Source organism: Acinetobacter lactucae (genome assembly GCF_013344765.1).
In the GTDB taxonomy this organism is placed as follows: Bacteria; Pseudomonadota; Gammaproteobacteria; order Pseudomonadales; family Moraxellaceae; genus Acinetobacter; species Acinetobacter lactucae_A.
Genome location: NZ_JABVBF010000118.1, coordinates 1 through 11,059 on the forward strand (window position 1 = coordinate 1; position 11,059 = coordinate 11,059).

The 11,059-nt window shown below is 39.0% G+C and carries 9 protein-coding genes; 4 read left to right on the top strand and 5 right to left on the bottom strand.

What is annotated here, in order from left to right; genetic code table 11:
* Nucleotides 1–33: 33 nt before the first annotated feature.
* On the top strand, nucleotides 34–894 hold the full coding sequence (locus HUN22_RS12105; protein WP_031949113.1) for a lytic transglycosylase domain-containing protein: 861 nt from the start codon (nucleotides 34–36) through the stop codon (nucleotides 892–894).
* A 258-nt stretch (nucleotides 895–1,152) separates the two neighbouring features.
* The gene (gene htpX, locus HUN22_RS12110; RefSeq protein WP_017399628.1) at nucleotides 1,153–2,058 is read left to right on the top strand and encodes a protease HtpX; all 906 of its coding nucleotides are present in this window, start codon (nucleotides 1,153–1,155) and stop codon (nucleotides 2,056–2,058) included.
* Nucleotides 2,059–2,106: 48 nt separating this feature from the next.
* Here htpX and HUN22_RS12115 read toward each other — a convergent pair whose 3' ends face one another.
* Together HUN22_RS12115 and HUN22_RS12120 are read right to left on the bottom strand one after the other, a co-directional pair.
* Nucleotides 2,107–2,682 (bottom strand): DUF4112 domain-containing protein, encoded by a 576-nt coding sequence (locus HUN22_RS12115; RefSeq protein WP_174729678.1) that lies wholly within the window; start codon nucleotides 2,680–2,682, stop codon nucleotides 2,107–2,109.
* A gap of 73 nt (nucleotides 2,683–2,755) precedes the next feature.
* A complete protein-coding gene (locus tag HUN22_RS12120) occupies nucleotides 2,756–5,851 on the bottom strand; it encodes a multidrug efflux RND transporter permease subunit (RefSeq protein WP_174729681.1) in 3,096 nt (1,031 codons plus the stop codon).
* A 264-nt stretch (nucleotides 5,852–6,115) separates the two neighbouring features.
* On the opposite strand from HUN22_RS12120, the gene HUN22_RS12125 reads away from it, so the two are divergent.
* The gene (locus HUN22_RS12125) at nucleotides 6,116–7,258 is read left to right on the top strand and encodes a glycerophosphodiester phosphodiesterase (protein WP_174729684.1); all 1,143 of its coding nucleotides are present in this window, start codon (nucleotides 6,116–6,118) and stop codon (nucleotides 7,256–7,258) included.
* Between the two features lie 44 nt (nucleotides 7,259–7,302).
* On the opposite strand, the gene HUN22_RS12130 is transcribed toward HUN22_RS12125, so the two are convergent.
* The gene (locus HUN22_RS12130; RefSeq protein ID WP_174729688.1) at nucleotides 7,303–8,265 is read right to left on the bottom strand and encodes an MBL fold metallo-hydrolase; all 963 of its coding nucleotides are present in this window, start codon (nucleotides 8,263–8,265) and stop codon (nucleotides 7,303–7,305) included.
* 106 nt (nucleotides 8,266–8,371) lie between these two features.
* Between HUN22_RS12130 and HUN22_RS12135 the strand changes: the two genes are divergently transcribed.
* Complete coding sequence (locus tag HUN22_RS12135) at nucleotides 8,372–8,746, top strand: diacylglycerol kinase (protein WP_174729691.1); 375 nt, start codon at nucleotides 8,372–8,374, stop codon at nucleotides 8,744–8,746.
* Nucleotides 8,747–8,921: 175 nt separating this feature from the next.
* Here the strand turns inward: HUN22_RS12135 and groL are convergent, their stop codons facing one another.
* Nucleotides 8,922–10,556 carry a chaperonin GroEL gene (groL, locus tag HUN22_RS12140; RefSeq protein ID WP_016146207.1) on the bottom strand — a complete coding sequence of 545 codons (1,635 nt, stop codon included), beginning with the start codon at nucleotides 10,554–10,556 and terminating at the stop codon, nucleotides 8,922–8,924.
* Between the two features lie 58 nt (nucleotides 10,557–10,614).
* Nucleotides 10,615–10,905, bottom strand: coding sequence for a co-chaperone GroES (locus tag HUN22_RS12145; RefSeq protein ID WP_002120604.1), 291 nt, complete (start codon nucleotides 10,903–10,905; stop codon nucleotides 10,615–10,617).
* Between the last annotated feature and the right edge of the window lie 154 nt (nucleotides 10,906–11,059).

Here is an 11,059-nt window from a genome sequence, read left to right on the forward strand (position 1 = left end):
TTTTGAGTACCTTAAAATTGTGAATAACATAAAATGAAAAAATCGGTTCAATTTCTTATTTCTTGTTCGCTGGGGATGACCAGTTTTATGGTCGGCATAACTTCGAGTTCAGCAGGTCAAATGTATATTTACCAAGATAAAAACGGTAGTACATTGCTCACCAACCGAAAAAGCTATGACCATTCTCTAAAAAAAGTAAAAGTAACCTATTATCCCGATAGTAATATTCACAGTTATACAAACTGGGGAGCATCAGAAGCTTCGGTTCTGCCAAGCTACAACAAGAACAAAAATGCTTTCGACCACATTATTAGGCAAGCTGCACAGCAACATGGTGTATCGGAAGGGTTAATTAAAGCCGTTATGCACACCGAATCCGGATTTAACGTAAAAGCTCGTTCGCCAGTAGGTGCTCAAGGCTTAATGCAGCTGATGCCTGCGACTGCCCGTCGTTTTAATGTGTCGAATGCTTATGACCCACAACAAAATATTTTCGCGGGTGCCAAATATTTAAGCTGGTTGCTTAAGCGTTTTAATGGAAACACACAAATGGCGCTTGCGGCTTATAATGCAGGTGAAGGTAATGTTGATAAATATGGCGGTATTCCCCCTTTCCGCGAAACGCAAGATTATGTCCGCCGTGTGACAAGCCGATATCAAAATCTATATGCATCTGGTGCAGGTTTTTCATCTTTTACGAATACTTCAGCTCAAACCGTTTCTCATTCTTCTAATTTGGCAGAAAACACAACTGCTCAAATCACGACTCAATCACCGAAGTATTCATCTTCTCGTCAAATCGTGACTCTATCTGACGGTACTTATACAGATGCACCGACTGGCACTTATGTGACCAACAATGCTACCGCAATCGCCCATATACGAATTGAATAAACAATGAAGAAGAACTGTGGTTCATAGTTCTATTTAACTAAGTTCAGATGTTTTAAATTGTAATGATCTATTACCTGATCTTTACCATTTTGACGAATTTTGCCAATTATTCTTTAAATTTAGGTACATTCTGATACGTGAAAGAATGTATCAATTCCTTATTTTTTTCTTGAATTTTTCCCCTAAGCCCCGCATATTAGCTGCATGATTTCGAATTTGTAAATCAGATAACATTTTATTTATAAGAGGATTTTCTCAATGATGCGGATTGGTTTGTTTTTGCTTACCAACCTCGCGGTACTGGTTGTAGCTGGCATTATTTTGTCACTCTTCGGTGTCGGTAGTTACCATGGCGCGGGTGGCTTGAATCTAGGCAACCTTTTAGTGATCTGTTTTGTGTTTGGTATGGTGGGATCTTTAATCTCGTTATTCATGTCAAAATGGATGGCTAAGAAAACGACCGGTACAGAACTGATCGACCCGAATGCTCCTCGTAACCAAGCTGAAAGCTGGTTATTGCAAACAGTCGCTGAACTTTCTCAACGTGCTGGTATCAACATGCCAGAGGTTGGTATTTTTCCATCATATCAATCCAATGCCTTTGCAACAGGCTGGAACAAGAATGATGCCCTAGTTGCCGTTTCCACCGGCTTACTTGAGCGTATGAACAAAGATGAGCTACGTGCTGTGCTTGCGCACGAGATCGGTCACGTTGCGAATGGTGACATGGTTACCCTAGCGCTCATCCAAGGTGTTGTGAACGCCTTTGTTATGTTCTTTGCTCGTGTCGTTGGTGACTTTATCGACCGTAACGTTTTTGGTCGTCAAGACGATGAAGCCCCTGGTATGGGTTACTTCATTATTACCATGGTATTGGATATCGTCTTTGGTATTCTCGCTTCTGCCATTGTGATGTGGTTCTCACGTTATCGTGAATACCGTGCTGATGAAGCAGGTGCACGTTTAGCAGGTAAACAAGCAATGATTTCTGCATTATTACGTCTACAAGCTGAGACAGAAATGCCAGATCAAATGCCAAAAGAAATGAAAGCCTTCGCAATTGCGGAAGGTAAAGAACAAGGCTTTAGCTTAGCTGCTTTGTTCCAAACCCACCCAACAATTGAACAACGTGTGGCAGCTTTACATCAATTAGATTGCCCATAAAACGTTTAGTGTAAAAATAAAGCCTCCATTTGGAGGCTTTATTTTTTATTACATGGTTTGATAGAGACCCCACAGGTAACTTGCGCCCCACCAAACTGCTAAACCCATTAAAATCAATATAAACGCGCCTATTAAATCGGGAATATGCAACCATAACCAACTGACAACAGGATTACGCCAGAAAGCTGAATGCTGCTGCTTCCTTTCGAGTTTTTCATGCAAATAAGGATGAACGACATGAATATCACTTTGGATCTTATATTCTTCGCGTATATGCGTATGAACCACATCTAGTGCTTTTCGACTTGGTCGTATAAAAATATCAAAAATAGTCCCAGCAACTGGAACAAATCCGACTACAGCATCTACAACCGCCAGTTTGATGACTGGAGTCAACTTATGCTGAGGCACACCAATTTGTTTAGCTTTATAAATCGCATAGCAGGTCAATGCGAAACCAGCAACATCACCAGCCACCGGAATCGTACTCAGTGCAGCATCGGCACCAATACCTTGCTTTGTAAAAGGAATGCGAACCGCACTGTCCATCATAGTAGCGAACTTAGCCAGATCTCGTTCTAGTGCGATGACCTGTTGTGCTGTTAATTTTTTTTCTTGAGGCATCTAAATCAAATATATAAAGAGAAAGTTAATCTTAATATACTTGATTTAATGCCTCTTTTTAAATTGTTTACTTTTAACTAGCAGCTTTCGATCTAAACATGGAACGCAGTAACACGTACATGACTGGAATAAAGAAAAGAACCAGTACTGTACCGAACATCACGCCACCTAAAATACTAATACCGATTTCTTGACGGCTTACAGCTCCAGCACCTTGCGCAAATACAAGAGGAATCACACCTGCACCAAAGGCCAAAGATGTCATTAAAATCGGTCTTAAACGTAAGCTTGCCCCTTCTAAGGCTGCCTGAATGGCATTCTTACCTTTTTCCTGAGCCAAAGCTGCAAACTCAACAATTAAAATGGCGTTTTTACATGACAAGCCAATTGTAGTTAATAGTGCAATCTGGAAATACACATCATTGGGTAGTCCAAAAATATAAGAAAAAATGACACTCCCTCCCACACCAAGCGGAATAGAGGTCATCACCGCAGCCGGAATGCTCAAGCTTTCATAAAGTGCGGCTAAACAGAGGAAGATAAAGCCTGCCGAAATTAAATATAACCAGATGGCCTGATTTGTCGACTTCTGTTCTTCAAAAGATAAACCTGTCCACGCCAAACCGACATCCTTTTGCTGATTTACAAGTTGTTCAACATCTTTCATCGCCTGACCTGAACTACTGCCACTCGCCACATCGGCTTGTAACTGTAAGGCGCTATAACCCATATAACGTTTTACGATTTCAGGAGCACCGCCCCAACTGAAGTTAGCAAATGAGCTAAAAGGTACCATTTCATTTTGGTTGTTACGCACAGACCAGTTATATAAATCTTCCGGTTTTGATCTGAACTCGGCATCACCTTGAATCATGACTCGTTTGATACGTCCGCGGTCAATAAAGTCATTCACATATGTTCCACCCCATGCACTCGACAAGGTGTTGTTAATCGCGGGTAGCTCTAATCCATTTGCTAATGCTTGTTTCTGATCAATCTTAATATTGAGGTTTGCTTTACTGTTAGTAGATTGCTTATCAAAGTTCTCAAAACTTGAATAGCTTTTACTCTGCGTTTGCAACTGACGGAACGTGTTATCTAAAAAATCTTGTCCTTGCCCATTCAAATCTTGAATCCATAAGTCCAGACCATCGGTTTGGCCCAAACCATTGACTGAAGCGGGTAATGTCACATTAATTTGTGCATTATTGAATTGACTAAAATATTTCATCGCACGCTTTTGTATAGCGTCAGCAGAATTTTCTTTTCCAGTACGCACATCCCAAGGTTTTAAGGCAATAAATCCTTGCGCCAAGTTCTGACCTGTACCAGAATAATTTCGACCATAGCGGATCAAAACCAAATCCACATTCTTATCTTCTTGAGTTAAGAAATATTGACGGACTTGTTCTCCAATTTTCTGACTTTGCGAGATTGGAGCGCTATCAACAAGCTTAATTTGAACACTTAAAATGCCTTGATCTTCTTTAGGAATAAATCCACTTTTTAAACCACTATAGAACAGTGCAAAAACAGCAATCAAAGCCACAAAAATTACGATAACCGATTTACTGTAACGAATGCTTGTCTGGACGATTTTTATATATTGATTTTTAAGCTGGTCAATTTTTCGATTAAACCAAATTGCCCAACGCTTAGGCTTTGGATTCGGTTTTAAAATTAAGGCACACAAAGCAGGTGTGAGGACCAAGGCAACGACGAGCGATAACGCCATAGCGGCAACTAAAGTAATGGAAAACTGACGGTAAATCACGCCAATTGAACCACCTAAAAATGACATTGGAATAAAAACAGCAGTTAAAACCAAAGTAATTCCCACTAAGGCACCACTAATTTCTCCCATCGACTCAATGGCTGCTTCTTTTGGCGTTAAATGCTGCTCATGCATAAGCCGCTCAACATTCTCAACCACCACAATCGCATCATCGACTAACAAACCAATGGCAAGCACTAATGCAAATAGCGTTAAGGTGTTAATACTAAAACCGAGCACATATAAAACAGCAAAAGTTCCTAAAATAACAACAGGCACGGTAATACTCGGAATGAGTGTAGCGCGCCAACTTTGTAAGAACAGGAACATCACTAAAATAACTAAAATAATCGCTTCAATAAGTGTTTTAACAACTTCTTTAATTGACTCTTGAACAAACGGCGTATTATCTCGTGGATAAACAATTTTATAGCCAGCAGGTAATTTAGTTGTAAGCTGATCTAGAGTTTGATGGATGAGTTTAGAAGTCTGAATTGCATTTGCACCCGAAGATAGCGAAATACCTAAACCAGCAGCTGGATAACCATTAATGGTATTAAAAGATTGATAATTTTCTGCCCCCAATTCCACTCTAGCAATATCTTTTAAGTAGACATAACTGGCTGTTTGATTTGCTTTCACTACAATATTTTTAAAATCTTCGACTGTTTTTAGTCGAGATCCTGCGGTGACCTTAGTATTTAAATATTGTCCATCAATGACGGGTAAATCACCGATTGCACCTGCGGCAACTTGGGTATTTTGAGCAGTGATTGCATTCGCTACATCACTTGGCATTAGATTATATTGTTTTAATTTCTCTGGATTTAGCCAGATTCGCATTGCATATTGCGAACCGAAAACATCAGACTCACCCACTCCTTCAATACGGTTTAGGTTATCTACTACATGCGTAGTTAGATAATCTGATAGCTCAATATTTCCCGATTTACCTGTCGAGTCATATAAACCTACCACCATAAAAGTATCGCCGAGTGACTTACTCACGGTCACCCCTTGGCGTTGTACTTCATCGGGTAAACGCCTTATGACGCCGCTAATGCTATTTTGTACTTGGACCTGTGCTGTATCTGGATTTGTTCCATTATCAAAACTAATGGTAATTCGGCTACGTCCTGATGAATCACTGGTAGAGCTGAAATAAAGTAAATTATCAATACCTTGTATTTGTTGTTCTAAAATTTGAGTAACACTTTGCTCAACCGTTTGCGCATCCGCACCACTATAACTTGCCGATACTGTAATTTTAGGAGGAGCAATATCAGGATAGCGCTCTACGGGTAAATTCAGCACCGAAAAAATACCAAATGCCATAACAATAATTGCTAGTACACTGGCAAAAATGGGACGCTGAATAAAAAATTTAGATAGCATGGCTGCTCAGAATTAGGTCGTCAATTAACAGATGGCAATACCAAATTTGCCCTCTTGATCATCAACGAGCGATATAAAAAAGACAAGTAGAATTAACACAATAAATGCAATTAGAACAAAAACAAAGCAAGAACTGGCATTTCCTACAAACCCATAAACAAGGTTTTAACAAGTGTCACTGAAAATTCATGAATTCTTCATGATCACGTCAAGTTTAATCATCAGACTAAATACGTTTCGACTAAAAACAATATGAGTAGAATTATGTTTAAAAGAGCACTTTTATGCTTAAGTTTAATTAGCTTGGTTGGTTGTAATGACGATGATAAAACTGAAAACACACCGACCACACCAGAATATCAACTTCCTAAAATTTTAGTGGTAGGCCACCGTGGCGCTAGCGCTTTACGTCCAGAACACACATTAGCTTCATATCAAAAAGCCATTGATGATGGTGCAGATTTTATTGAACCTGATCTTGTTTCAACACAAGATGGTGTATTGGTTACTCGCCATGAAAATGAGATTGGTGGAACAACCAATGTAAGCATTTTAAGCCAGTTTGCAGATCGTAAAACAACAAAAAATATTGATGGTAAAGACTTAACAGGCTGGTTTACAGAAGACTTCACTTTAAGTGAATTACAGCAGCTTAAAGCGCGTGAACGTATTCCTGAGTTCCGCCCAGCAAACACAGCCTATAACGACCTCTACCCTGTCCCGACACTAGAGCAAGTGATTGAACTGGCTGAAGCACATTATAAGAAAACGGGGAAAATTATTGGTTTATATATTGAAACCAAACATCCGACTTACTTTAAAAATCGTAATCTGGCAATGGAAGACACTCTTCTTAAAACCTTAGCCAAGTATAAATATACACGTGATATTGCACCTGTCTATTTACAGTCGTTTGAAGTTCAAAACCTAATAGATTTAAAAAATGAGCTTGACCGTCATAAAACTATTAAACACGCACAAATCATTCAATTATATGATGCTAAAAACTCTCAACCGGCCGACTTCGTTGAATCTGGCGAAACTAAAACTTATGCTGATTTAGCCACAGCACAAGGCTTAAAAGACGTAGCTAAATATGCAAACGGTGTAGGGCCAAGTAAAGGCTATATTCTTAACTTTAATGACGATGGCTCGGTTCAAACGACTTCTTTTATTTCTGATGCTCATGCAGCTGGCTTAAAAGTACACCCTTATACTTTCCGTCCAGAAAATAATTATTTACCAAAGCCTTTAAAATGTAGTCAAGATAAACCAGCTGAACGCTGCCCATCTGGTGCTTTAAAAGAGTTTGAAGCCTATTTCAAAGCTGGTGTTGATGGCGTCTTTACAGATGATCCAGCACTTGGCCGTGAAGCCGTTATTAATTTTGAGAAAGCCGCAAAATAAATAAAGTTAGTAAGAAAAAACAGGGCAATAAATGCCCTGTTTTTTTATTTCTCTACGACATTATCGAAATAAAGAGGAATCCACTGATATTGCTGTGCATTCACTTTATATACATGCCCAATGCCTGGGAATGGTAAATGTGGTGCTGCAACCCATTGCTGTTTATTTGAAATTTCAGCAAACATTTTTAGACGGGTATTAATTGCCTGCTCAGAATTCACATCAAAATCTACCCCAGTTTTGGGAGCATCAAATTGCAAAGAATGTGAATGAACGATGTCTCCAACAAAAATGATTTGCTGATCATTACTTTTTAAGCGAAAGCTATGGTGGCCTGGTGTGTGACCACGAGTATCAATCACCTCAAAACCTTGAATAACATCGCCATCTTTAAATATCTTAAATGCTTTTTTTGCTTGATATGGAGCAAGAGCAGTTTTTACGTTTTTAACGGTGCCCAAATAACTTTCTTTTTTGTCTGCTGGCACTGTTTTTTCAGAAGCAGTATTTAACCAGTAATCAGCTTCACGCTCATGGGCATATACAGTTGCGTTAGGAAATACGGCTTTTCCATTTTGAGCAATCCCGCACACATGATCTGGGTGTAGATGAGTAAGCAAAACAGTTTTTACATCAGCAAGCTTATAACCTGCCAATTCAATATTTTTTGCAATCGAACCAAGTTGCGGGCCAAAACAACTTGCTGCCCCACTGTCTACAAGCGTTAAGCTTTTACCATCATCTACTAAAAATGCATTTACCGAGGTCTGAATCCCTTTCTCATTAACAGCAGCATATTTAGTTAAAATTTTAGTTTTTTGCGCCCGATTTAAATTTTTGAATAAATCAGGCTTTAAATAAATTGTACCATCAAGCAAAGAGGTAATGCGGTAGTTACCAAATTGATGGTGATAATATCCCGGTACTTGTGAGGTTGCAGTTGGCTCAGCATAACTTGCATGTATGCTACTAATTGCAAGGCCGAAAGCTACACATAATTTTTTCATCTATTCTTCTCTATTGAGTTATAAAGTCGAAATCTTTAAAAAAGATTTAATAATTTTTTAAGACCCAAATTATATAATGCATGAAAAGTGTCAGAAATATAAGTAAATGAATAGCTATTCTCCTTATAAGGGTAAAAGTGGTCTTAAGCGGATATTGAATGCGCTGGGCTACTCTATTTCGGGATTTAAAGCAGCCTATAAAAATGAGGCCGCTTTTCGCCAAATTGTTCTGATTAATATTATTTTAATTCCAGTTAGTTTTTTTCTTGATGTGAGCCGTAGCGAACATATATTACTGATTATTGTATGCCTATTTGCAGTAATCGTTGAGCTATTCAACTCTGCTATTGAGGCAGTAGTTGATCGAGTCTCTCTTGAAAAGCACCAGCTTTCCAAAAATGCAAAAGATATGGGAAGTGCTGCCCAATTTGTTGCACTTTCTATCATTGCTATTACATGGTTAATTATTTTATTAGGCTAAAAAAAAACCATGCCTACAAGTAAATAAGCATGGTTGTAACAAAAGAGGAACTTCTAGCTGCTGTTCCTATTTTTTAATATAAGCAATTAAACTTAATTATTTCTTAAAATCACGTGAAAAATAAAAAAATCCCTGCATAAGCAGGGATTTTTTTGGTTAAAGCGTTGATGCGTTATTACATCATGCCGCCCATACCACCCATACCGCCCATATCTGGAACAGCTGGTTTATCTTCTGGAATGTCAGTAATCATACATTCTGTAGTTAACATTAAGCCAGCAACAGAAGCTGCATGCTCAAGTGCAGAACGAGTTACTTTAGCTGGGTCAAGGATACCCATTTCTAACATATCGCCATATTCACCAGTTGCAGCGTTGTAACCAAAGTTACCTTCACCACCTTTAACTGCATTGATCACTACAGATGGCTCATCACCAGCGTTTGCAACGATTTGACGAAGTGGAGCTTCGATCGCACGGCGTAAAATGTTGATACCTGCTGTTTGATCTTCATTAGCGCCTTTTAAGCCATCTAATGCATTTACCGCACGTACTAGAGCAACACCACCACCAGCAACAACACCTTCTTCAACTGCTGCACGAGTTGCATGAAGCGCGTCATCTACACGGTCTTTCTTCTCTTTCATTTCAACTTCAGTCGCTGCACCAATTTTAATTACAGCAACACCGCCTGCTAATTTAGCAACGCGTTCTTGTAATTTTTCACGGTCATATTCTGAAGTAGATTCTTCAATTTGAGCACGGATTTGTTGAACACGCTCAGCAATACCAGCAGCATCACCAGCACCATCAACAATAACAGTGTTTTCTTTAGAAACAGTGATCTTGTGCGCTGTACCTAAATCTTGAAGAGTTGCTTGCTCTAAAGACATACCAACTTCTTCAGAAATAACAGTTGCGCCAGTCAAGATTGCGATGTCTTGAAGCATTGCTTTACGACGGTCACCGAAACCAGGAGCTTTAACAGCACATACTTTGATAATACCGCGCATGTTGTTTACAACAAGCGTAGCAAGCGCTTCACCTTCAACATCTTCAGCGATGATAAGAAGTGGCTTACCAGTTTTTGCAACGGCTTCTAAAACAGAAATCAATTCACGGATGTTGCTGATTTTCTTGTCAACAAGAAGGATGAATGGGTTTTCAAGTTCAGCAGTTAAAGTATCTTGCTTGTTTGCGAAATACGGAGAGATATAACCACGGTCAAACTGCATACCTTCTACAACGTCTAAAGCGTCTTCGAACCCAGAACCTTCTTCTACAGTAATTACGCCTTCTTTACCTACTTTTTCCATCGCTTGAGCGATAAGTTTACCAACAGTAGTATCAGAGTTAGCAGAGATAGAACCTACTTGTTCGATCGCTTTGAAATCATCAGCTGGTTTTGAATTTGAACGAATATTTTCAACTACAGTTTTTACTGCGATATCGATACCACGTTTTAAATCCATTGGGTTCATACCTGCAGTTACAGATTTGATCCCTTCATTCAAAATTGCTTGAGCAAGTACAGTTGCAGTTGTCGTACCGTCACCAGCGATGTCGTTAGTTTTGCTAGAAACTTCACGAACAAGTTGAGCACCCATGTTTTCAAACTTGTCTTTTAATGAAATTTCTTTAGCAACCGTTACACCGTCTTTAGTGATGTGCGGAGCACCGAAAGAACGGTCAATAACAACGTTACGACCTTTAGGGCCTAAAGTCACTTTAACCGCATCTGCAAGTACGTTCACGCCTGCAATCATTTTTGAGCGAGCTGAATCACCAAATTTTACGTCTTTAGCTGACATATTAAACTCCGAATCTTTTTAAATACTGAATCTGATAATGAATTGAGTTATGGATTGATTAGCCTTCCAACACAGCTAAAATGTCTGACTCTTTCATGATTAAGAGTTCTTCACCACTTACTTTCACTGTTGTACCTGCATAAGTACCAAACAATACTTTGTCACCAACTTTAACATCCAAAGCACGTACGCCATTCTCAGTGATTTGACCATTACCTACTGCAATTACTTCACCTTGAGATGGTTTTTCAGCAGCAGAACCTGGAAGTAAAATACCGCCAGCAGTTTTGGTTTCTTCTTCTACGCGACGAATTACAACGCGATCATGTAATGGACGAATGTTGCTCATAATTAACTCCATCAGACTAAGTCTTTTTGATTAATCGTTATTGCTTTAATCCAGAGCAATAACAAAATATTTAGATGTCACTTTTGTGGGGATGAAAAAAAAGGCTTCAAGGGGAAAATGAAAAAAAACTTATCTTTTTTGGTCATTTTTTAAC

Bases quoted from the DNA above. Each gene is read 5' to 3' on its own strand.
- HUN22_RS12105 (WP_031949113.1), top strand. From the start codon at position 34: ATGAAAAAATCGGTTCAATTTCTTATTTCTTGTTCGCTGGGGATGACC.
- htpX (WP_017399628.1), top strand. From the start codon at position 1,153: ATGATGCGGATTGGTTTGTTTTTGCTTACCAACCTCGCGGTACTGGTT.
- HUN22_RS12115 (WP_174729678.1), bottom strand. From the start codon at position 2,682: ATGCCTCAAGAAAAAAAATTAACAGCACAACAGGTCATCGCACTAGAA.
- HUN22_RS12120 (WP_174729681.1), bottom strand. From the start codon at position 5,851: ATGCTATCTAAATTTTTTATTCAGCGTCCCATTTTTGCCAGTGTACTA.
- HUN22_RS12125 (WP_174729684.1), top strand. From the start codon at position 6,116: ATGTTTAAAAGAGCACTTTTATGCTTAAGTTTAATTAGCTTGGTTGGT.
- HUN22_RS12130 (WP_174729688.1), bottom strand. From the start codon at position 8,265: ATGAAAAAATTATGTGTAGCTTTCGGCCTTGCAATTAGTAGCATACAT.
- HUN22_RS12135 (WP_174729691.1), top strand. From the start codon at position 8,372: ATGAATAGCTATTCTCCTTATAAGGGTAAAAGTGGTCTTAAGCGGATA.
- groL (WP_016146207.1), bottom strand. From the start codon at position 10,556: ATGTCAGCTAAAGACGTAAAATTTGGTGATTCAGCTCGCTCAAAAATG.
- HUN22_RS12145 (WP_002120604.1), bottom strand. From the start codon at position 10,905: ATGAGCAACATTCGTCCATTACATGATCGCGTTGTAATTCGTCGCGTA.